Annotated in this window: 18 protein-coding genes; 10 read left to right on the top strand and 8 right to left on the bottom strand. The window is 67.8% G+C overall.

What is annotated here, in order from left to right; genetic code table 11:
- From AB0J62_RS25165 to AB0J62_RS25185, 5 genes are read left to right on the top strand one after another with little or no spacing between them, the layout of a single operon-like run.
- Nucleotides 1–3,090, top strand: coding sequence for an endo-1,4-beta-xylanase (locus tag AB0J62_RS25165; RefSeq protein ID WP_363875759.1), 3,090 nt, complete (start codon nt 1–3; stop codon nt 3,088–3,090).
- Between the two features lie 18 nt (nt 3,091–3,108).
- Nucleotides 3,109–4,581, top strand: coding sequence for an extracellular solute-binding protein (locus tag AB0J62_RS25170; RefSeq protein WP_363875762.1), 1,473 nt, complete (start codon nt 3,109–3,111; stop codon nt 4,579–4,581).
- On the top strand, nt 4,581–5,564 hold the full coding sequence (locus AB0J62_RS25175; protein ID WP_363875765.1) for a sugar ABC transporter permease: 984 nt from the start codon (nt 4,581–4,583) through the stop codon (nt 5,562–5,564). Before AB0J62_RS25170 ends, AB0J62_RS25175 begins: the two co-directional genes overlap by 1 nt.
- Nucleotides 5,561–6,391, top strand: coding sequence for a carbohydrate ABC transporter permease (locus AB0J62_RS25180; RefSeq protein WP_363875768.1), 831 nt, complete (start codon nt 5,561–5,563; stop codon nt 6,389–6,391). The genes AB0J62_RS25175 and AB0J62_RS25180 overlap by 4 nt, the downstream gene beginning before the upstream one ends.
- Nucleotides 6,392–6,441: 50 nt before the next feature.
- Entirely contained in the window at nt 6,442–7,737 is a 1,296-nt protein-coding gene (locus AB0J62_RS25185; RefSeq protein ID WP_363875771.1) for a Gfo/Idh/MocA family oxidoreductase, read from the top strand.
- Nucleotides 7,738–7,786: 49 nt separating this feature from the next.
- Here AB0J62_RS25185 and AB0J62_RS25190 read toward each other — a convergent pair whose 3' ends face one another.
- Nucleotides 7,787–9,079: a hypothetical protein gene (locus AB0J62_RS25190; RefSeq protein ID WP_363875774.1), complete on the bottom strand. Its 1,293-nt coding sequence runs from the start codon at nt 9,077–9,079 to the stop codon at nt 7,787–7,789.
- A gap of 133 nt (nt 9,080–9,212) precedes the next feature.
- Here AB0J62_RS25190 and AB0J62_RS25195 point away from each other — a divergent pair, with 133 nt between their 5' ends.
- Entirely contained in the window at nt 9,213–9,947 is a 735-nt protein-coding gene (locus AB0J62_RS25195; protein ID WP_363875777.1) for a carbonic anhydrase, read from the top strand.
- Between the two features lie 18 nt (nt 9,948–9,965).
- On the opposite strand, the gene AB0J62_RS25200 is transcribed toward AB0J62_RS25195, so the two are convergent.
- From AB0J62_RS25200 to AB0J62_RS25230, 7 genes are all read right to left on the bottom strand, one after another.
- Complete coding sequence (locus tag AB0J62_RS25200; protein WP_363875780.1) at nt 9,966–10,463, bottom strand: carbonic anhydrase; 498 nt, start codon at nt 10,461–10,463, stop codon at nt 9,966–9,968.
- Nucleotides 10,460–11,410: a sucrase ferredoxin gene (locus AB0J62_RS25205; protein ID WP_363875783.1), complete on the bottom strand. Its 951-nt coding sequence runs from the start codon at nt 11,408–11,410 to the stop codon at nt 10,460–10,462. The genes AB0J62_RS25200 and AB0J62_RS25205 overlap by 4 nt, the downstream gene beginning before the upstream one ends.
- Nucleotides 11,411–11,456: 46 nt before the next feature.
- Entirely contained in the window at nt 11,457–13,124 is a 1,668-nt protein-coding gene (locus AB0J62_RS25210) for an MFS transporter (RefSeq protein ID WP_363875786.1), read from the bottom strand.
- Nucleotides 13,121–13,825, bottom strand: a complete 705-nt coding sequence (locus AB0J62_RS25215) for an LppX_LprAFG lipoprotein (protein WP_363875790.1) — start codon at nt 13,823–13,825, stop codon at nt 13,121–13,123. Before AB0J62_RS25215 ends, AB0J62_RS25210 begins: the two co-directional genes overlap by 4 nt.
- A 5-nt stretch (nt 13,826–13,830) precedes the next feature.
- Nucleotides 13,831–16,278 carry a DNA topoisomerase IV subunit A gene (locus tag AB0J62_RS25220; protein ID WP_363875793.1) on the bottom strand — a complete coding sequence of 816 codons (2,448 nt, stop codon included), beginning with the start codon at nt 16,276–16,278 and terminating at the stop codon, nt 13,831–13,833.
- Between the two features lie 143 nt (nt 16,279–16,421).
- A complete protein-coding gene (locus tag AB0J62_RS25225; protein WP_363875796.1) occupies nt 16,422–18,356 on the bottom strand; it encodes an ABC transporter permease in 1,935 nt (644 codons plus the stop codon).
- Nucleotides 18,356–19,123 carry an ABC transporter ATP-binding protein gene (locus AB0J62_RS25230; RefSeq protein ID WP_363875799.1) on the bottom strand — a complete coding sequence of 256 codons (768 nt, stop codon included), beginning with the start codon at nt 19,121–19,123 and terminating at the stop codon, nt 18,356–18,358. The genes AB0J62_RS25225 and AB0J62_RS25230 overlap by 1 nt, the downstream gene beginning before the upstream one ends.
- A 109-nt stretch (nt 19,124–19,232) precedes the next feature.
- Here AB0J62_RS25230 and AB0J62_RS25235 point away from each other — a divergent pair, with 109 nt between their 5' ends.
- The 4 genes from AB0J62_RS25235 to AB0J62_RS25250 are packed head-to-tail and all read left to right on the top strand — an operon-like array spanning nt 19,233 to nt 21,990.
- Nucleotides 19,233–20,504 carry a sensor histidine kinase gene (locus AB0J62_RS25235; protein ID WP_363875802.1) on the top strand — a complete coding sequence of 424 codons (1,272 nt, stop codon included), beginning with the start codon at nt 19,233–19,235 and terminating at the stop codon, nt 20,502–20,504.
- On the top strand, nt 20,486–21,151 hold the full coding sequence (locus AB0J62_RS25240) for a response regulator transcription factor (RefSeq protein WP_363875805.1): 666 nt from the start codon (nt 20,486–20,488) through the stop codon (nt 21,149–21,151). Before AB0J62_RS25235 ends, AB0J62_RS25240 begins: the two co-directional genes overlap by 19 nt.
- Nucleotides 21,152–21,153: 2 nt before the next feature.
- Nucleotides 21,154–21,558, top strand: a complete 405-nt coding sequence (locus tag AB0J62_RS25245; protein WP_363875808.1) for a CoA-binding protein — start codon at nt 21,154–21,156, stop codon at nt 21,556–21,558.
- A gap of 9 nt (nt 21,559–21,567) precedes the next feature.
- The gene (locus AB0J62_RS25250; RefSeq protein WP_363875811.1) at nt 21,568–21,990 is read left to right on the top strand and encodes a TIGR03667 family PPOX class F420-dependent oxidoreductase; all 423 of its coding nucleotides are present in this window, start codon (nt 21,568–21,570) and stop codon (nt 21,988–21,990) included.
- Nucleotides 21,991–21,998 lie beyond the last annotated feature (8 nt).

Here is a 21,998-nt window from a genome sequence, read left to right on the forward strand (position 1 = left end):
GTGCTCAGAAAACTGGCCACCGGTGCGACGCTTGCCCTCCTCGCCACCGTGGCGATCCAGCCCACCGCCCGAGCCGACGCGACGCCGTACGAAGTCCTCCCGGCTGATGCCGTCGCCAACTTCACCGAGTTCAAGAGCCTGCCTGCCGACGCGACCCGGCAGGTCGACATCACCGGTAACCCCGACTTCACCAAGGCCCTCGAGATCGCCGTACCCAACGCGCCGCAGAGCCCCGGCCTGGACGGCGAGTACGAGATCACCCTCGGAGTACCCGCTGCCGCCACGGTCACCGAAGGTGACGCGCTGGTCGCGACGGTCTGGGCCCGAGCGATCACGCCGACCGGCGGCAACGCCCACCTGGTCTTCGAGACCGACGGCTCGCCGTACAAGAAGTCCCTCAACGCTGCCCTGCGCTACGAGACCGAGTGGAAGAAGTTCGAGTTCCCGTTCCGCGCGGCGACGACGTACACCGCGGGGACGAGCACGGCCGCGCATCTCAACCTCTGGCTCGGGTATGGCGCGCAGACGTTCCAGATCGCCGGCGTCTCGGTGCAGGACCTCGGCCCGGGCAACCCGGCCGGCTACCCGCAGGTGACGTACGACGGCCGCGACGCGAACGCCGCCTGGCGTACGGCGGCCAACGCCCGCATCGACCAGTACCGCAAGGGGAATCTCTCGGTGTCGGTCGTCGACACCGCCGGGAATCCGGTCAGCGGTGCGACCGTGTCCGCAGTACAGCAGACGAGCGCGTTCGAGTTCGGCGCGGCGTCCGACGGCGCGCGCCTGGTCGGCGATCCGTCCGGCGGGATCAGCGGGACCGACCTGGCGCAGTACCAGTCGAAGTACTCGACGCTCTTCAACCAAGGGGCCCTGGGCAACAACCTGAAGTGGAACCACTGGGAGAACCCGACCGAGCGCGAGACGATCACGCTGCCCGCACTGCAATGGATGCGTGAGCACGGGCTGCGGATCCGCGGCCACAACCTGATCTGGCCGTCGTGGGGACTGATGCAGCCCGACGTCGTGAACCTGCAGAACGACCCCGCCGCGTTGCGCGCCCGGATCAACACCCACATCACCGACGAGGCGTCGTCGCTGGCGGGCATCGTCGACGAGTGGGACGTGGTGAACGAGCCGTACTCCGAACACAACGTCCAGGACATCCTCGGCCAGGACGAGATCGCGAACTGGTTCCGGCTCGCGCACGCTGCCGACCCGAACGCGAAGCTGGCCCTGAACGACTACGGGCTGGTGGAGAACGACGGCTGGGAGACACGTCACCGCGACCACGTGTACAACCTGGTGCAGTCGTTGAAGTCGTCGGGCGCGCCGATCGACACGGTCGGGTTCGAGAGCCACTTCAACGGGCTCCAGCTCACCTCGCCGGACGACCTGATGACGATCGTCGACCAGTTCGCCGGCCTCGGCGTGAAGGTCGCGGTCACCGAGTTCGACGTGGACACCGACGACCAGCAACTGCAGGCCGATTACACCCGCGACTTCATGACCGCGATGTTCTCGAACCCGAACGTCAACCAGATCAGCAACTTCGGGATCTGGTCGAAGAACATCTACAACCCGCGCGTCGCGCTGTACAACGACGACTGGTCGCCCAAGCCGAATGCTCTGGTCTGGGAGGACCTGATCCAGCATCAGTGGCACACCAGCGTCTCCGGCCAGTCGAACGCGGCCGGGACGTTCGGTACGCGGGGCTTCCTCGGCGACTACCTGGTGACAGTCACCGTGAACGGCATCTCCAAGCAGGTGAAGGTCGCCATGCCGACCACTGCCGGCGCCTCGGTCAAGGTGATCACGGACGGCATCGCCACCACGGTCCGCGCCAACCAGCCGAATCCGATCGGTGACGGCGGCTTCGAGAGCGGCACGCGCGGCTGGACGTCACTCGGCACCGGTCCGAACACAGCCGCGAATGCGCACAGCGGCCACAGCGCACTCTCACTGAGCCCCGGCTCCGGCGTCACGCAGAACGTCACCGGCCTGACCCCGGGGACGAGCTACCTCCTGTCCGGTTGGGGACGCCTGAACGGCGGCGGCACCCAGTGCTACGTCGGCGTCCGCGGTGGCGCTACAGCCGGTACGCCGACGTTCCAGTACGAGCTGTCGTACGCCGACGAACGCGCGTACACGCAGAAGCTGGCCGCCTTCACGCCGCCGACGGGAACGAAGTGGGTCCAAGCCTTCGCTTGGTCGAATCCCAGTGCGAGCTCACCTGAATGCACTCTGGACGACCTGGCCATCACACCGACCGACGGCACGCCACCGCCGGCGCAGGGGGCGCCCACAGTCACGCCGTACCTGCCGACGCCGTCTGTGCTGGCGAACGGATCGCTGGAGAACCAATCGAACACGACCGGCTGGTACTGCCTCGGGACGTGCACGCTGAAGAACGCGTCGACGACTCCGCACACCGGGTCCGGTGACCTGTCGGCAGCCGGACGAGAGGCTGCCTGGGCCGGTCCGGCGCAAGGAGTGTCCGTCGTGAACGGCGGGCTGTACGACTCCTCAGCGTGGGTGCGGCTGGCGTCCGGCTCCGACACCGCGATGGTCAGTCTGAAGCTGACCACGTCCACCGGCTCAACCACGCTTCGGCTCGGCTCGGCCCCAGTGAGCTCGAGCGGGTGGACACAGATCTCGGCCTTGAACACACCGGTCTCCTGGACCGGGACGCTCACCAAGGCCGAGTGGTGGGTCAGTACGACGACCGGCGCCGCCGACCTGCTGGTCGACGATGCCTCGTTCGCTCCACTCGCCAAGGACGCACCTCGCGGGACCGGTCCTGCGGAGACCGCGTTCAACCCGGTGCAGCCGACCGCGGCCTGCGTCGTACACAACGCCGACTCCTACACGGCGTACTTCGGCTACTCGAACGCCAACAACTACTACATCCCCGTCCCGGTCGGCAGCGACAACGCCTTCAGCCCGGGACCGTCGGATCGCGGCCAGACCGTCTCGTTCCTGCCCTTCCAACGTCCGCGTCGCGTCGCGGTGACCTGGGACGGCAGTCCGCTCACCTGGCGGCTCGGCTCCCTGTCCCAGACCGCGTCGTCGGCCTCGCCGGCCTGCAGCTAAGTCACTGGAGGAATTCCCATGTCATCACCCATCTCACGGCGGACACTGCTCCGGGGCGCCGCCGGCCTGGCCGGCGCGGGCGCACTCGCCGCCTGCTCCTCGGACAACTCGGCCAGCGGGGCCTCAGGATCGAAGGCCAAGACCACCATCACCTACTGGGACTGGTACGCAAGCCAGGCCGGCTGGGTCGACAACGAGATCAAGCTGTTCCAGCAGGCCCACCCGGACATCGCGGTGAAGAAGACCACGCAGGTCAGCGACAAGTACGCCGACCTCGTGTCGCTCGCGTACCGCAGCAACAACCCGCCTGACATCCTGATGGTGCCGAAGAGCCCGCAGCTCAGTCAGCAGGTGTCGCAGGACTGGCTGATGCCGGTCGACAAGTGGGCGACGAAGTCCTGGCAGGCCGGATTCCCGGAGGACAGCTTCGTCGAGGGAGTCGATGTCTTCGGCGGCAAGGTCTACACCGCGCCGTTCGCCGCCCCGGCGCCGTCGCTGCAGCTCTACATCCACCACGGCGTCTTCAAGGCCGCCGGCCTGACCAACGACGACGGCAGCATCAAGCTACCGAAGACGTGGGACGACGTGACGCAGGCGGCCGACGCGATCGCGTCGAAGAGCGGCGGGAAGGTCGCGCCGTTCGGTTTCGGCAACTCGACGAACACGACCCTGGCCTGGTGGCTCGATCTGTTCGTCCGCGGCGCGGGCTCGCCGGGCGGCGCGGCGGTCGGCGGGATCGACGGGATGGACTACCGGGTCGGGCACTGGACCTTCGGCAGCGATCGCAACTACCTCGACGTGATCAACCTGCTGATGGAGTGGAAGAACAAGAACTGGTTCTACCCGAACTCGATGAGCATCTCCGACGAGCAGGCGCGGGCGTTCTTCGAGCGCGGGCGGTTCGGGATGACTGTCGGGGGAGTGTGGAACCAGCCGGAGTGGTCGCAGCACAAGTTCACCGACTACAGCCTGGTAACGCTGCCGAGCCCGAGCGAAGCTCCGAAGGCCTTGTTCTACGGGCCTCCCGGAGGACGGTTCGTTGCGGTCTCGTCGAAGACGACGCATGCCGACGAGGCGTGGGCCTGGTTCGACTGGCTGTACAGCCCGGACGCCGGCAAGCGTTGGGTCGAGCAGGGCCAGGGGCTGTCCGTGTACGCGAAGAACAACGACCCGAAGAGCGTCACGTTCAAGCCGTTCTCGCAGTACGTCGCGATGGCGGGCGCGGCAGTGGTCGGACCGCAGCCCGCCATCCGGAACCCGAAGGTGTCCGCGGTCCAACTGCCGGCGGTCAAGCCGGACATCAACGACGTGCTGGCAGGCATCTACACGGGGCAGCTGAAGGATCCGCAGGGTGCGCTGACCGAGCTCGAGGGCAAGATGAACCAAGCGCTCGGCGACGCGATCAAGAAGGCGCCGGGGGTCAGCGCCAAGGACTTCGCCTTCACGGACTGGGATCTCACCAAGGCCTACACCACGAAGCCGGGCGCCTGATGGCGATGACCGCCGTACGCCAGGACGTGACCGTCACCGGGCCGCCACCAGCGGCGGCCCGGCGGCGGGCGCGACGCCGTACCTATCTGTGGTCGTACGTGTATCTGGCGCCGATGATGGTGCTGCTGCTCGCGTTCGTGGTGTACCCGATCGTCGCGTCACTCGGCTACACGTTCTACAAGTGGGACGGGATCGGCGACCCGTCGGACTTCGTCGGCCTGGCCAACTTCCGGCAGATCGTCCACGACAGCATCTTCTGGCGCTCGCTCGGCCACACCTTCGTGTACGCCGCGTTCGTCGTGCCGGTGCAGCTCGTGCTGGCGTTGGCGCTCGCGCTCGTGCTGAACAACAAGCGGCTGCGGTTCGCATCGTTCTACCGGACGCTGTTCTTCCTGCCGGTGGTGACGTCGGCCGCGGTGATCGGTGTCGTGATCCAGCTGCTGGTGTCGAACTTCGGCGACTCGATCAACACGCTGCTGCTGAACCTGCATCTGATCCATCAGCACATCGACTGGCTGGGGGATCCGCACTTCGCGATGGCGATCATCATCCTGGTCGGGATCTGGCACACGTTCGGCTACAACCTGGTGTACTTCCTGGCCGGGCTGCAGACGATCCCGGACGAGCTCTACGAGGCCGCCCGGCTGGACGGGGCCGGCCGGATCGCGATGTTCCGGTACATCACGATCCCGATGCTGCGGGCGGTCGGCGTGGTGATCGTGATCCTGGCGGTGATCGGGACGTTCCAGATCTTCGACCTGGTCCAGGTGCTGACCAGCGGCGGCCCGTTCTTCGCGACCGAGGTCGTGAACACCTACATCTACCACCTGGCCTTCGGCGGCAGTAATGCCAACGCGGTCCAGCCGGACATCGGCCTGGCGTCGGCGGCGTCGTTCATCTACGGCCTGCTGCTGATCGGGTTCTCCGTCGTACAGGTCGTCGTACTGCGTTCGCTCGCTCGTCGGAGAGGTACCGCATCATGAGTCGGCGTCGCGTGGTGACCGTGATGACGCATGTGGCCTTGCTGGTCAGCGGATTGGCGTGGCTGTATCCGCTGTTCTGGGCGCTGGGCTCCTCGCTGAAGAGTGACGACGACTTCTTCACCGACGGGCTGAATCCGATGCCCTCGCACTTCCTCTGGGCGAACTACCTGAACGCCTGGCAGGAGGCCTCGTTCGGTCGGTACTTCGTGAACACAATACTGATCACCGTAGGCACGGTAGTGATCACTTCAGTAGTCACGTCCTGCGCGGGATACGTACTTGCCCGTACACGGTTCCCGGGCCGTGGCTTCTGCCTCGCGCTGGTGTCGGCGACGCTGTTCCTGCCGCACGGGTACACGATCATCCCGGTGTTCGACCTGATGCAGCGGGTGCATCTGCTGAACAGCCTGTGGTCGGTGATCATCGTGCAGGCGTCCGGGGGAGTGGTGTTCGGGACGTTCCTGTTCATGGGCTACTTCATGGCCATCGACAAGGAGCTCGAGGACGCCGCGATGGTCGACGGCGCGAACTTCCACCAGACGTTCGCGCGGATCATGCTGCCGCTGTCCGGGCCGATGCTGGCAACGGTCGGCCTGTTCACCGCGATCACGGCCTGGAACAGCTTCTTCATCCCGCTGGTGTTCACGCTCGGCCGGCCCGAGCTGCGCACGCTCGCGATCGGCATGTACGCGTTCATCGGCGAGAACTCGACCGAGTGGACGCTGCTGTGTGCCGGCACGGTCATCACGCTCGCCCCGATCATCCTGCTCTTCGTGCTTCTGCAGCGCTTCTTCGTCAACGGTCTGGCCGGTGCGGTCAAGCAATAGCAAGCAATAGCAAGCAATAGCAAGCAATAGCAAGCAATAGGAGGTCCTCCATGCCTGTGCGGACGGCAATCGTCGGAACCGGGAACCGCGCCCAGCTCTTCACCGAAGGCCTGGCCAAACGGGACGGGTACGACGTCGTTGCCCTGTGTGACCCGAACTCGGTCCGGATGGCCTTCCACAACCGCATGCTGCTCGCGGCCGGCCGTCGTACGGCGCATCAATGGCCACCGGGGCGGTTCGAGGAGATGTTGCGGGTCGAGCGGATCGAGCTGCTGATCGTCACCAGCGTCGACGCGACCCACAACCTGTACATCGAGGCCGCGCTGAGGGCGGGCGTACGGGTGATCAGCGAGAAGCCGATGACGACCGATGCGGCGAAGGCGACGAGCATCCTGGCCACGGTTCGCGAGACCGGCGGGTCGTTGTCGGTGGCGTACAACTACCGCTTCAACCCGGTGCATCGACGGGTGCGTTCGTTGCTGGCCGATGGCGGAATCGGGGACATCCACTCGGTCCACTTCGAGTGGATGCTCGATGTGTCGCACGGCGCGGACTACTTCCGCCGCTGGCATCGCGACAAGGCGAACTCCGGTGGATTGATGGTGCACAAGGCCAGTCACCACTTCGATCTGGTGAACTGGTGGCTGGGCGCGGAGCCGCGGATCGTCTATGCACAAGGACAATTGGCGTTCTACGGACCGGGGCATTCCCACGGGTACGCGCGCGCCTACGACCGTGTCGACGGATCCGCTGCCGCCCTTGACGATCCGTTCGCCCTGCACCTCGCTGACAACGCGACGCTCCGCGAGCTGTACCTGGATGCGGAGGGGGAGGACGGCTACTACCGGGACCGCAATGTGTTCGCGCCGGGCGTGACGATCGAGGACGACATGGCCGTGCTGGTGTCCTACGACAGCGGCGCGACGATGACCTACCACCTGACGGCGTACTCACCGTCCGAGGGCTACCGTGTGATGTTCAACGGTTCGCGGGGCCGGCTTGAGCTCAATGTCGAAGAGTCGACATTTACCGCCCCGAATCAACGGGTCGAATCCGCGAAGGGCTGGATCCACGGCGACCTGGCCGCACCAACCGCCGGACGTACGTCGATCACGCTGCGGCCGTTGTGGGAGCCGCCGATCGACCACACCGTCGACCACGACCACGCCGGCCACGGCGGCGCCGACGCCCGTGTGCTGGCGGCTCTCCTCGACGACGAACCGACCGAAGGAGCCGACATCGCCGACGCCCGTCAAGCTGCCTTGGCCCTCGTCACCGGCCTGGCAGCCAACCGCTCCTTCGAGACCGGCCAGCGCGTCCGCACGGCCGACGTACTCGCGATCTGATGGACAGAATTGTGATCATGCTGAGCGGGGCGATGATCAGTTTTCTGTTCTAGCGCAGGGCTGCTCGAAGGATTGCGTGGGCTCCGGTGACGATGGACTCGCGGTTGGCTTCGTAGGTCGGGTCGGTGATCTCGGTCTTGTTTGCCGGGTCGAAGGACAGGACCGGGACGTGTAGGTGGCCGGCTGGCATCGACGGGTCGAGGAGGTCGCGTTGGAGGGTGTTGCGGTAGGCGACCTCGTTGGACAGGTAGCCGCCGCCGGTGCCCTCCGAGGCGATCGAGCCGGGTGTCGGGCCGTCGGGTCGGCGTACGGGCTCGGTCTGGCCGGCCGGGATCTCCAGGACCGAGGTGTTGACGCGGGTCCGGAACGGGCTGACGTCGGCCTGCGACATGCGGGCCAGCGGAAGGCTCGAGGTGATGAACTCGGGGCCTGGCGGCATGCTGGGGGAGACGACCGGTGCGTTGATCGTGCCGCCGCCCCAGAGGTTGTTGTTGTCGCCGATCGAGCTGACCGAACGGCGGCGGCCGTTGAAGACCTCGAGGTCGAAGATGCCGACGCGGCCCTGGCTCGCGGTCATGACGAGATCGGCGTGCTGCGGACCCGGGCGGTAGTGCGGCGCGAGAGCGTTCTCGACCATGTTCTCGTCGAAGTCGGTGTAGCGGACCGGGAAGACGACGGTCTGGATCTCGTACGTCTTGCCGTTCACCGTCCAGCGCTGGCCGTCGAGCGTGAGCGCGTTCGCGCCGGACGGGTTGCCGATGCGGATGTCCGCGTCCAGGGTGAACGGATCGAACCCGGTGACGAGGATCTTCCGCACGCCCGGTGTGAAGCGAGTGCTCGTGATGCCTCGCGACGCGTACTCGAACGACTTGATGAGCCCGGCGCGTTCCGTCGTACCGAGGCCGAAGCGTGGTTGCCATTGGCGTAAGGCGAATGCCATCGAGATCCGCGCCCAGTACAGGCCGCGGTCGTCGGTTGCCGGGAGCGCGTCGGCTCCGTGGACGGGATGCTGAGCCCGGTACGTCGCCGTACGCCAGAGCGTCTCGCCCTGGGCACGCACCAGAACCGCCGCGGCCTGACGGGTTGGGACGTGGCACAGGAGTCGAGTGAAGAGCTCAACCTGCTGGTCGAAGCCGGACCGCCGCAAAATCTCGGCCGGAACCGACGGGCCACCGCCGACCCCTCTGTCGAGTCGCTGCTCCTCGACGGTCCCGGCGGTCGACTGATCCAGACAGCCGGTTGTCGGCACGGCCTGGACCATGGGCGCGCCGGAAAGGACGGCGGTCAGCGCCAAAGCGCCGATGAGCAGGGAACGGTGGAATGAGCTGGGGCGGAGTCTCATACGGGGTGTCTATCAGATTTCCCGGCTGGAGCCGAGAGATTCGAAGACTTTGTGGGTACTGCAGACTGTATGCAATCTGCTACCGTCAAGAGGACGGCACCGCCCACGCCGTCCGCGCGTGAGGAGCCCTCCGTTGACCAATCCGTCCCGCCGTCAGGCCCTGACCGCCGGCCTGGCCGCTCTCGGCGCCGGAGCCCTCGCCGGTTGCGCAGGGGCCGCTGGAGGCACCCCCGAACTCTCCGCCGGCACGCAGGTCCCGAGCACGACCGAGAGACCGGTTGCCGACGGCAAGCAAGCTCTCGAGCGACTGATGGTCGGCAACGCGCGCTTCGTCGCGGCTCAGGACCAGGACCTGAACGAAGGTATTGCGCGGCGCGTGGCGGTGAGCAAAGGCCAGCAGCCGTTCGCCACGATCCTCGGCTGCGTCGACTCCCGCGTGCCGATCGAGCTTGTCTTCGATCAGGGTCTGGGCGATCTCGTCGTCGTACGTAGCGCCGGCGGAGCGCTCGACCAGTCGGTGACCGGCAGCATCGAGTTCGGCATCGCCGAGCTCCGCACCCCGCTCCTGATGGTCCTGGGCCACCAGCGCTGCGGTGCCCTGGACGCCACCATCAAGGCGTTGGACGCCGATCAACGCACCTCTCACACCAAGGGCCTCGACTACCTCGTAGACACTCTCGCGCCGGCCGTCCGCCAGGTCACCGGCAAACCCGGCGACCGCCTCACCAACGCCGTACGGGCCAACGTGACCCTCGTCCTTGCCAGACTCCGCCAGTCACCTGTCATCGGCCCTTTGGAAAGGTCCGGCAAACTCCGACTGGCCGCCGCGTACTACGAACTCGACACCGGCAAGGTCATCATGCTCTAGCCGGGCCGGCGCGACGCGTCAGTCGATCTGGGTGAGACGGCCGTCGTCGACGTCGTACATGAAGCCGCCGACGAGGATGTCGTCGCCGATGAGGGGGTGTTCGCGGACCGCGGCGACGTCGCGGCGGAGGGCCTCGAGCTGGTCGGGAATGACCGAGATCGGCAGGTATCCGGCCGGCTTGCCCGCCGCCTGCTCGACCTTCGCGCGCAACTCGTCCTCGGACATCGCGGCCATCGCGCAGCGGGTGTGCGGGATGATCATGATCCGGCGTACGCCGAGCAGCTGGGCGCCGAGCACCAGCCCGGTCATCGTGACCTCGGTGACGCGCCCGCCGGGGGAGCGCAGGACCTTCGCGTCACCCGGCTTGAGGCCGAGCATCTCCAGCGGCGGGATCCGGGAGTCCATGCAGGTGACCAGGCCGATCCCGGCGTGCGCGATCCCGTCGAAACCGCCGTAGTGGAAATCTGCGGCGTACTCCGCGTTGGCGGCAAGCAGATCGTCGAATCCGCCGGTCATCGGATCGCGCCTGACACTGGAGTTCCGGTTTGCAGGATCGACATCGCGAACGGTTCCTTTCCACACGAGTCCGGACGGGGAGGGTCAGCGAGCGTGCTGGTGACCGGGACGATCCACGACCTGCCGTCGAGGTGCTGGACGGTCACAGTCTCGGGGTCGTCGGCCATCACACGCAACGCATCCAGGGAGAGCTCGCCGGTGAGCTCTCGGACGGCGACCTCGGCCGCCTGACCGCGTTTGCTCCAGGTGGAGCGGCCGCGCAGTCCGGTGGTGATGGTCTCGCCGCGATCGGCGGCGGCCAGCGCCTCGACCGCGGTCTCGACGGTGAGGTGCCCGTGCATCGTGCCGGCGGGCAGGTACGTCGCGGTCGGAGCGAAGCGGTGTCCGCCGAGATGGTTGGCTTCCCACACACGGCCCGGTGCCCGTTCGGCGAGCCCTGACACCAGCGGCCGACCGAGAAGCGCGCAACATTCGTCACGCTTGCCGTTCGTACATACGAGCACGACCGGCTCGTCGACCGGCAGGAGCACCGGCAGCGAGGCGATCACCGCAGCACGGTCACCGCGCGCGACCGCACCGAGATCGAGGTCGCGCAGCTCGGATGGGTCGTCGAGCCGGCCGCCGAGCAGCCAGCTCCGGCCCGGCGTGGTCGAGGCGACGAACACCTGGTGCGACCGCTCGGCCGCGTCGGCATGCCGCCCCGGCGACCGGATCAGCCCGAACCGTAGATCGGCCTTCTTGCACTCGTCGTCGAACGACCCGCCGAATTCGACATCGAGGTGACTCTGCGTCGGCGCCTTCGCACCCCACGGCCCCGGCTGCTCGAGAACAACCCATCCCTTGGCCACGACCGCAGTACCGGCGAGCGGCTCACGCAACACCCGGCAGTACGTCGAACACAGGCCGGGCCGCGCTGTGTTCGACAAAGCGTCGGGCGCAGGGGTCACACCCTCACCGTACGCGAGGTGAGACAGCTGTCCCTCATGATGATCATCATGTGTGCGTTAGCCCACGTCGGCCGAGCAGGAGCACGGCGAGGCCAGCGGCCAGGAACGCGCACACGGCAGCACCGGCGAAGATCGCGTGAACTTGTGAAATGGCGGCATCGCGGAGCGCGTCGACGAACGGCCGGCAGTTGCCGGGGGAGGACGGGCACAGCTCGTTCGGTGATTTGATGCCGTCGGCAATGGCGTAGTACCGCCGGAGCCCGATCGCGGTCAGTGCGGAAACGCCGACCAGCATGCCGACCATGCGTGCGACGACGACGAGCGCGCTCACCAGCCCGTGTGTGTTGGCGGGCGTCGCACCGAGCATGGCGGTGTTCAGAGGCGACAGCGCCAGGCCGAATCCGAAACCGCAGACGAGCAGTACGACAGTCGCCGGCCAATGATCGAGCGCCGTACGACTCCAGAACGCCATGACGACGAACATCGCCGCGGACAACCCCAGCCCGGCCCCCGCGATCAGTCCGAGCCCGTAGCGCCGCGTGAGCCACCCACCGGCAACCGCTCCGACCGGCAGCGCGATCAGGAACCGCACCAGCACGAGCGCGGCCGCCAGTTGCCCACCGCCTTGCGTAGTCCGCGCAAACACCGGTACGTCGACCAGCGCCGCGATGAGCGCGCAGCCGATGAGGAAGCTGACCGCCAACGAGCCCCAGGCATGACGGGCACCCAGCAACCCACGAGGCACGATCGCTGCCGCCGTACGACGCTGCCACAGCGCGAACGCCACCGCGAAGACGGCGGCCGCGACCAGGAGCCACGGACCGGCCGGCGACATCAGCTCACGCTCCGGGTCCGCCGTCGCGAACGCCAGCACCACGCCCGCCAGTGCGAGGGCGAGCAACAGTGCTCCGACGAGGTCAACCCGCGACAAAACGCCAGAGGTTCGGCCGCACCCGCGCCACAGCACCAGGCCGAGCCAGATCAGCGCGAGGACAAGAGTGGCGACGCCGATCGGCGTAAGCAGCCGGGAGGTTCCGGTGAAGGGCACGAACGGCAGTCCGAGCGTCACACCGGACGCGAGTCGCTCGGGTGCCGTCAGCGTGAGACCGAGAGCGATACATGCGAGCAATCCGACAACACCGGAGAGCGAGGGCCGTCGACGGCCGCGAAGGAGCAGCGCGAGCACGACTGCGACAGCCAGGTTGAGCCAGAAGATGTACCGCCAGTCGGCCACCGCGAGTACGGCGGCGCCGAGCAGCGGACCGAGAACCGCCCCAAGCTCCTGGACGGCGCCGACGACACCGAGCGGCAGACCGCGCCGGTCGGCCGGCCATAGATCAGCGACCAGCGCGAGCGTCGCCGGAACCAGGCCACCGCCGCCGACCCCCTGAAGAAACCGACCGGTTACCACCAGCGGCAGGTCGTACGCACCGGCCGTGATCAGCGATCCGACCGCGAACAGCAGCAGCGCCCCGACCAGCACCGGCGTCCGCCCGACCACATCCGCGATCCGCCCGATCAGCGGCAGTACGGCGATGTACCCGAGCAGGAACCCTGAGATGATCGGCGCCGCGCGCTGCAACTCGTCCGCGGACAGCCCGACGCCGGCCATCATGTCCGGAAGCGCCAGCACGACGACGTACGTGTCCGCCGCCGCGAACGCGACCGCGATCGACGCCAGCGTCAGTCGCGTCCTCGCCGAGCTGTCGCTCACGGCTTCGTGATCTCTACCTTCTCGCCGTACTTGTCGAGGGTGACGTCGTAGCTGCTGGTCGCGCCGGAGTAGAACGGGCCGGTGATGGTGGCCGAGACGAGCTGCTTGGCGTCCTTGTCGATCTTGAAGGTGCTCGGGAAGTCCTGGTCCGCGGGCGCCTTCGGGAAGATGCCTTGCAGATCCTTGCCGCGGACGGAGCCGGTCACCTCGGTCAGCACCTTTGCGCCTTCGCGGGTGTCGCCCTTGATCTTCGGGTCCTTCATCGTCGGCAGGACCGCGGTCGGGCCCTTCGCCGGGTCGAGGAGGACCGACGGGTCGGGAGCGCCGAGCGAGGCCAGCTGCGACGGCGGAAGCTCGATGTAGGTCGGCGTGAACGACAGCTTGGCGTACACCTTGCTGCCGACCGCGACGACCTGGGCGTCGATCGGCGCACCGGCCGACCGCACCGTCAGCTTGCCCTTGAAGGCGGGCGCGTGCGTCGCAACACCGTCACCACTGGCCAGCGTCTGCGCGTTGCCCGGCAGATCGCGGCCGGTCAGCACGATGTGCACGCTCGCCGCCCCGTCGATGGTCTTCTTCACGTCGGTGAGCAGCGCGACCGCGTCCCCGCTGGACTGCCCGCTCCCGCCGGTGTCCTTCTTGCCGCTGCATCCGGCCAGCGCAAGTACTACGACCGCGCCGAGCGCGAGCAGTCTCTTCACGAGGGTCAGCCTGCCAGATCAGCAGCGCACGCAGCGATCGGCTGCGCGACCGGTACGCCGGAGCCGTCCCGGCGCGGGTCGACCGGCGGCAGGTCCACCGGTGCGCCACTGCTCGCACTGGCCTTCACCGGAGCCGCACCGACGAATCCGAGCAGCAGCCCGTCCTCACCCTTCAGCAACCGCTGGCAGCGCACACCGCCGGTCCCGCGGCCCTTGCCCGGGTACTCGCTGAACGGCGTCACCTTGACCGCGCCGACCTCGGTCCCCGGCAGTGCCGACGACGAGCCCGCGATCGTGACGACCTGCGCATCCCGGCCGGGGTCGACGGCTCCGAAGAACACGACCTTCGCGTTCGCGGCGAGACGCACGCCGGCCATACCGCCCGCGGTCCGTCCCTGCGGCCGTACTGCGGACGCCGGGAAGTGCAGCAACTGCGCGTCGGACGTGATGAAGCACAGCTCCTCTTCACCCGTCGACAATTCGACCGCGCCGATGACCTCGTCGCCGTCCTTCAGCCCGATGATCTCCCACGAGTCGCGGTTGCTCAGGTGGTCCGGCACGACCCGCTTCACCACGCCGCCCGTCGTCCCCAGAGCGACACCGACCGAGTCCGGGTCCATCGTGGTCAGCGCGAGCGCCTTCTCACCCGGCTCCAGCGACACGAACTCCGCGATCGGCGCGCCGCCCTGCAGGTTCGGCGCGGCAGCCGTCGTCGGCACGGCGGGAAGGTCGAGCGACTCGAGCCGGATCAGCCGGCCGGCACTCGTGATCAGGCCGTACTGCCCGCGGGCCGTGCTCTTGATCGCCGACACGATCGCGTCGTGCTTCGCGCGAGCCTCGCCGCCGCCGAACGGCTCGACCCCGTTGGTCCGGGCGAGCAGCCCGGTCGAGCTCATCAGGATCCAGCACGGGTCGTCGCTGACCTCGAGCGGTACGGCGGCCGTCTTGGTCGCGCCGGACGACTCCAGCAGCACGGTGCGTCGCGGCGTGCCGTACGTCTTCGCGATCTCCGCGAGCTCGTCCGACACCGTCTTCTGCAGCAGCTTCGGGTCGTCGATGATCGCGGTCAGCGCCTCGATCTCGCGCTCCAGCTCGCCCTTCTCGGTCTCCAGTTCGAGCTTGGAGTACTTCGTCAGCCGGCGCAGCGGCATGTCCAGGATGTAGTTCGCCTGGATCTCGGACAGGTCGTAGATCTCGATCAGCCGGGACCGCGCCTCGGCCGAGTCCTCGCTGCTGCGAATGATCTGGATGACCTCGTCGATGTCGAGGATCGCGATCAGCATGCCCTCGACGATGTGCAGCCGGTCCTGCGCCTTCTTCCGGCGGAACTCGCTGCGCCGGCGTACCACGTCGTACCGGTGGTCGAGGTAGACCTCGAGGAGCTGCTTGAGGCCGAGTGTCCGCGGCTGGCCCTCGACCAGGCAGACGTTGTTGACGTGGAACGCGTCCTCGAGCGGAGTCAGCTTGTACAGCTGCTCCAGCAGCGCCTCGGGGACGAAACCGTTCTTGACCTCGATCACCAACTGGGTGCCGTGGGTCCGGTCGGTCAGGTCCTTGACGTCGGCGATGCCCTGCAGCTTCTTCGCCTGGACCAGCGTCTTGATCTTCTCGATCACCTTCTCCGGGCCGACGGCGTACGGCAGCTCGGTGACCACGATGCCCTTGCGCCGCGGGGTGACGTTCTCGATCCGGGCGGTGGCGCGCATCTTGAAGCTACCGCGACCGGTCGCGTACGCGTCCTTGATGCCCTCGAGGCCGACGATCTTGCCGCCGGTCGGCAGGTCAGGCCCGGGGACGAACCGCATCAGGTCGTCGATGTCGGCGGTCGGCGTCTTGATCAGGTGCCGCAGCGCCTGGATCACCTCGACCAGGTTGTGCGGGGCCATGTTCGTGGCCATTCCGACCGCGATCCCGGTGGCGCCGTTGACCAGCAGGTTCGGGAAGGCGGCCGGCAGCACCGACGGCTCTTCCTCCTGGCCGTCGTAGTTCGGCTTGAAGTCGACGACGTTCTCGTCCAGGCCGGCCGTCATCGCCATCGCCGGCGGAGCCATCCGGCACTCGGTGTACCGCATCGCGGCCGGGCCGTCGTCGAGCGAGCCGAAGTTGCCGTGCGGGTCGATCAGCGGCACCCGCATCGACCACGACTGCCCGGTCCGGACCAGGGCGTCGTAGATCGCGCCGTCGCCGTGCGGGTGGTACTTACCCATGACCTCACCGACGACACGGGCGCACTTCACGTGCGAGCGGTCGGGGCGGATGTTGTTCTCCGCCATCGAGAACAGGATCCGCCGCTGCACCGGTTTCAGCCCGTCCCGCGCGTCGGGCAGCGCCCGGGCGTAGATCACCGAGTAGGCGTACTCCAGGTAGCTGGTACGCATCTCGTCGGAGACGTCGATGTCGAGGATGCGCTCCTCGAAGTCTTCGGGTTCGGCGGTGCTGGTACGGCGTGGCATGCGGGTCTACGAGCTCCTCGTTCAAACCGGTACGGCGCCGCGACGGTCCGGCGCCGTACCCATTGTCCCTGGTCAACGGCTGTTTGCCCGGCCACGACCCACCCTTGCGCCGATCATCTCCGCCGTACCGATCTAGTCCATGGCTATTCGAGGACCGCGGCAGGCTGCGACCGGCGCAGGATGTACGTGGTCGGGGCCAGAGCGGACCCTACCGCCGGGATGAGACAAAGTCCGCCGATGCCCAGCAGCACACCCCACGGAACCGTGAACGGTACGTCGGCCAGCCCGGCGTTCATCGCGCGCCGGATCAGGATCCCGACGGTCACCGTGATCGCCGTACCGAGACTCAGCGCGACCGCGCCGACCAGCGACGACTCCCACAGCACCATCCGCCGGATCTGCGCCGGGGTCGCGCCGAGCAGCCGCGACGTGATGAACTCGTGGCGCCGCTGCAGACTGCCTATCAGCAGCGTGTTGGCGATCGCGATCGCGCTGTACAGGCCGGCCGGACCGAGTAACAGGATGAGCCCGAGCTGGTTGCCCTTCCGTACGCCGTCCGCCTGGTCGGCCTCCCAACTCGCGGCCAGCTGCGCATTCGGCAACTGTTTCACCAGGGTCGCGGGATCGACGCCGTCGGCGGGCAGCACGAACTGCCGCTGGGGCTCCGCCGTCGGGGCATGCTTGCGGGCCAACTCAAGCGGGATGAGCAACGACGGGTTCACGCCGAAGGCGTCCTTCACGATCGCCACCACCCGCAGCTTCACCGGCGCCCGATCGACGAACACCAGCGGAATCTCGTCCCCGACCCTGTAGCCCTCGAACCCCGACATTTCCTTGCCAATAGCAACCGTATTCCCGGTCAGCCGGCTGAGGTCGCCGGACAGGGGAGTGAGGTCCCGGGTCTGCGTGGCGATCGCCGGATCGATCCCTTCGACGTCCTCGAGTTCGGCATCGTCCCGATCGATCCGCACCATCTGCAACGGAACCCCCGCATCTACCGCCTTCACTCCTGGGCCGGTAACCGGCGCTCCTCCAGTGACGACGATCGGAGCGCGAACAGCGTCACGGATCGTCGCCCCCGCACTGTCCGCGGCGAAGCTCAGACTCAGCACCATCGAGCCGGCAACGGCCGAGATGGCCAGGATGGGCGCAGCCAGAGACGCGCTACGCCGTGGGGCGGCCAGGACATTGCTACGGGCAAGGCGTCCAGACACACGGGTCCACGCGACCAGCGGCAGCGCCCACAGCCGACCCAGGACCGGTACGACGAGCGGTGCGAGCAGCGTCAGCGCGATCACCATCACCATCGGCGTGAACATCGCCAGCGGTACGGCGCCGTCGCCGCTCGACGGCCGGATCAGGGTCAGCATCGTGACCGCTCCGCCCATAAACAACAAGCCGAAGATGATCCTGACCAGCCCGATCCGCGGCGGCTCCAGCGCAGCCTCCCGCAACGCATCGATCGGCCCGACCCGACCGGCCCGCCGCGCGGCCGACCGCGCCCCGAGCATCGCGACCAACAGCCCAGCGCCGACCGCGATCGCCAGCGGCACCCACGGCGAAGCCGGCTCCAGCTTCACCGGCGCAAGCTCGGTGTACGACGCCTTGGCCAGCAGCAGCGGAGTCGCGAGCTGAGCCGCGAGCGCACCGGTCAGTGAGGCGGCGAGCGCGACGACCAGCGCCTCGCCCAGCACCATCCGACGGATCTGACGTGGGGTCGCGCCGGTCAGCCGCAGCAGCCCGAGCTCGCGGCGGCGCGACGCGACCGCAAAGGCGAACGTACTGGCGATCACGAAGATCGTGATGAACCCGCTGATCGTCCCGACCATGTTCAGCACGACCTGGAGCCCCGAGACATCGGCGTCCGAGAACGGCACCCGGATCTGCTGAGGCGCTGCACCGTCGCCGCCCAGAGTGGTCACGGTGATGGCGGAAGCGGCCGGCCCGCGGTACGCGATGGTGGCAGCCGTCGCGGTCGCGGCCAGCCCGAGCAGGAACACCCCGACGGCGAGCGCGACGAACGAACCGGCGTACAGCGACCGGTGGCGGCTGACGGTCTGTCGGCTCAGGAAGAACATCACTGCTCCAGATCGCTCATGGCGGCAGCGATCTGCGTCGGTGTGGCGCGATCGAGGTGCCCGGCGAGCAGTCCGTCGGACAGGAACAGCACCCGCTCGGCGTACGCCGCGGCCACCGGATCGTGGGTGACCATGACCACGGTCTGGCCGGCGCGGTCGGTTGCTTCACGCAACAGCCCGAGGATCTGCCGGCTGGTGCCGCTGTCGAGCGCGCCGGTCGGTTCGTCGGCGAAGAACACCGACGGTTGGGTGATCAGCGCTCGCGCGATCGCAACCCGCTGCTGCTGACCACCGGACAGCTCCGCGGGCCTCCGCTTCGCCTTGCCGTCCAGTCCGACCTGGTCGAGCACCCGGTGTACGTCGGCCCGCGAGGGCCGGCGTCCGGTCAGCCGAAGGGGCAGTGCGACGTTGTCGTAGACCGTCAGCGACGGCAGCAGGTTGTACGCCTGGAACACGAAGCCCATCTCCGCCCGGCGCAGTTTGGTGAGCTCGACCTCGCTCAGTCCGCTCAGCGTCACTCCGTTGAGTACGACGGTGCCTGTGGTCGGCTGGTCGAGTCCGGCGGCGCACTGCAGCAACGTCGACTTGCCGGAGCCTGATGGGCCCATGACAGCGGTGAAGGAGCCGGGGGCGAAGTGGTACGTCACTCCGCGCAGCGCGTCAACCGCTCCCGCCTTGGAACGGTACGTCTTGGTGATGCCGTCGAGCAGCAGTGCAGGCGGCTCGATCGGCGCGACGGTCGGGTACGAAGGCGCGGTAGCGGTCATAGAACCAGGCAACCGTGGAAGCAGCCGCGAAGCCCTGGCCCATGGTGGAGACCTGGAGTAGCGCGCACGCTACCGTCCTCGAGCCTGAGCCCCCTCTAGGGTTGAAAGCGTGGAGAGTCCGAAGACGGCGTGGGAAGCGTTGGCCTCGCCGCGCTATCTGATCTCGTCGTGGCCCTGGCGTAGCTACGCGTACCTCTTCACGTCCGTGCCGGTCGGTGCGCTGGCGATCGGCGTACTGGTCGGGCTGGCGGCGCTCAGCGCAGTACTCAGCCCGATCCTGATCGGCATCCTGATGCTGACCGCGTTCCCGCTGATCGGCGCCGCGATCGGCTGGTTCGAGCGCTGGCGGGCCGGGCTGATGCTGGTGGACGGCATCAGCACCCCGCACGCGCCGCTGCCGCTCGGTTTGTCGCTCAAGCAGCGGCTGACCTTCCGTCGGCGCGAGCAGGCTTCGATGCGGGCTCTCGGGTACGGGTTCGTGCTCGGGGTCCTCATCTGGCCGCTGAGTGCATTGTTCGCAGGCATCAGCGCGACGATTCTGCTGACCACGCTGGCCGCGCCGATCATCGCCGACACCGATGAGATGGGGATGGGGCCGTGGACGCTCGACTCTGCCGGGGAAGGGTTCCTCTTCCTGATCCTGTTCGGGCCGGTGTTCTACGTGCTCAGCTCGTACCTGCTCGGGGTCATCGCCGGCGCTGAGGCCTCGCTCGCGAAGGCCATGCTCGGACCGCGGCAGGAGGAGCTGCAGCGCAACCTCGCCGAGCTTCGGCGTTCGCGGCTCGATCTGGTCGACGCGTTCGAGACGGAGCGGGCGCGGATCGGGCGGCATCTGCATGACGGCGTACAGCAGCGGCTGGTCGGGCTGACGATGACGCTCGGGCTGGCTGAGCTGGATCTGCCCGACGGTGAGGGGCGGCGGCTGGTCGTGAAGGCGCACTCCGAGGCGGAGGCGGCCTTGGCCGACCTGCGGGCCGCAGTACGCGGGATCCATCCGCGGGTGCTCGTCGATCACGGGCTGGAGGCCGCCGTACGGGAGGTGGCCGACCGGATGCCGCTCCCGGTGACGGTGCAGCTGTCCACGACCCGCTTGCCACCGCCGATCGAGGCCGCGGCGTACTTCGTCGTGTCCGAGGCGCTCGCCAACGTCGCGAAACACGCGCAGGCGACCAAGTGCGAAGTGTCCGGCTGGGTGGATCGTGAGCGGCTCGTCCTCACGATCCAGGACGACGGGATCGGCGGCGCACGTCTCGGTGCGGGGACCGGACTCACCGGGCTGGTCACGCGATTGGACGCCTTGGGCGGCACACTCGACGTCGACAGCCCACCCGGTGGGCCGACCCGACTGAGAATGGAGTGCCCGTGCCGACTCGGCGACTGAGCCGTCGTTTGAGCATTGTGCTGGCCGAAGACTCGCTGCTGTTGCGGGAGGGCCTGGCCAGCATTCTGGATCGCGCCGGGCACGACGTACGGGACGCGGTCGGGGACGCCGACACGCTGCTCGCCGTCGTACGCAAGGAGCCGCCGGACCTGGTGATCACCGACGTCCGGATGCCGCCCGGGCACTCCGACGAGGGTCTGCGCGCCGCCGCGGCGATCCGTTCCGAACTGCCGGCGATCGGGATCCTGGTGCTCTCGCAGTACGTCGCCGACGCGTACCTCTCGTCGTTGCTGGAGACAACGACCGGCGGGATCGGCTATCTGCTGAAGGACCGCGTCGGGCATGTCACGGAGTTCCTCGAGTCGCTGGACCGGGTCGCGAACGGCGGGACCGTGGTGGACCCGGAGGTCGTCCGTCAGCTGCTCGCACGACGGCGCAACGACGGGCCGCTGGCCGCGCTCACGCCGCGTGAGCTGGAGGTGCTCGCGCTGATGGCCGAGGGCCGGGTGAACGCGTCGATCGCGGAGCAGCTGGTGGTCAGTGAGGCCGCAGTTCGCAAGCACGTGGGAAACATTTTCGCCAAGCTGCGGTTGGAAGATGGGTTGGACCGGCGCGTATCCGCGGTACTGACCTACTTGAGAGGTTGAAGATGGACGAGGCGATCCGGAAGATTCTGGCCGACTGCGACACGTGGGCCGTGGTCGGACTGTCGAACAACACGAGCCGGGCGGCGTACGGCGTGGCGCGGTTCCTGCAGAACCACGGGAAGCGGATCGTGCCCGTGCATCCGTCCGCGGAGACCGTGCACGGCGAGCAGGGGTACGCGACGCTCGCGGACATCCCGTTCCCGGTCGACTGCGTGGACGTGTTCGTCAACTCCGAGCTGGCCGGCGACATCGCGGACCAGGCGGTGGGAATCAATGCGAAGGCGGTGTGGTTTCAGCTCGACGTAGTTGACCAGGACGCCTACGACCGAACGACCGCGGCCGGCCTCACGATGGTGATGAACCACTGCCCGGCGATCGAGTGGGGCCGTCTCGGACCGGCGCTCTGAAAGGTTCTGATGTTCACGATCGACACCTCCACCGGCTTCGGCAAGCGCATCGCACGGCAACTCGACGACGAACGTGTGGTCTGGCTGACCACGGTCGCTGAATCAGGGACCCCGGCTCCGACGCCGGTGTGGTTCCTCTGGCGCGACGACGAGATCCTGATCGGCAGCGAGCCGGGCAAGGCCAAGCTGCGCAACATCGCGGCCCATCCACAGGTCAGCGTCAACTTCAACGCGACGCACACCGGGGGAGACGTCGGCGTCATCACCGGTACGGCGGTGGTCGAGAGCGCACCGCTCAGCGGCGAGGCACTCGCGGCCTACAACGCGAAGTACGCCGACGACATCGCGAGGCTCGGGATGAGTCCGGACCAGTTCCATGCGTCGTACTCGGTCCTGATCCGGATCACCCCTCGGAAACTGCGCGGTTTCTAATCCGGCGC

Origin of the sequence: Kribbella sp. NPDC049584 (genome assembly GCF_040675555.1) — a bacterium.
Classification (GTDB): domain Bacteria; phylum Actinomycetota; class Actinomycetes; order Propionibacteriales; family Kribbellaceae; genus Kribbella.

Coding starts and splice junctions, on each gene's coding strand:
- AB0J62_RS25175 (WP_363875765.1), top strand. CDS start 4,581: ATGGCGATGACCGCCGTACGCCAGGACGTGACCGTCACCGGGCCGCCA.
- AB0J62_RS25180 (WP_363875768.1), top strand. CDS start 5,561: ATGAGTCGGCGTCGCGTGGTGACCGTGATGACGCATGTGGCCTTGCTG.
- AB0J62_RS25170 (WP_363875762.1), top strand. CDS start 3,109: ATGTCATCACCCATCTCACGGCGGACACTGCTCCGGGGCGCCGCCGGC.
- AB0J62_RS25200 (WP_363875780.1), bottom strand. CDS start 10,463: ATGACCGGCGGATTCGACGATCTGCTTGCCGCCAACGCGGAGTACGCC.
- AB0J62_RS25220 (WP_363875793.1), bottom strand. CDS start 16,278: ATGCCACGCCGTACCAGCACCGCCGAACCCGAAGACTTCGAGGAGCGC.
- AB0J62_RS25185 (WP_363875771.1), top strand. CDS start 6,442: ATGCCTGTGCGGACGGCAATCGTCGGAACCGGGAACCGCGCCCAGCTC.
- AB0J62_RS25245 (WP_363875808.1), top strand. CDS start 21,154: ATGGACGAGGCGATCCGGAAGATTCTGGCCGACTGCGACACGTGGGCC.
- AB0J62_RS25225 (WP_363875796.1), bottom strand. CDS start 18,356: ATGTTCTTCCTGAGCCGACAGACCGTCAGCCGCCACCGGTCGCTGTAC.
- AB0J62_RS25230 (WP_363875799.1), bottom strand. CDS start 19,123: ATGACCGCTACCGCGCCTTCGTACCCGACCGTCGCGCCGATCGAGCCG.
- AB0J62_RS25190 (WP_363875774.1), bottom strand. CDS start 9,079: ATGAGACTCCGCCCCAGCTCATTCCACCGTTCCCTGCTCATCGGCGCT.
- AB0J62_RS25250 (WP_363875811.1), top strand. CDS start 21,568: ATGTTCACGATCGACACCTCCACCGGCTTCGGCAAGCGCATCGCACGG.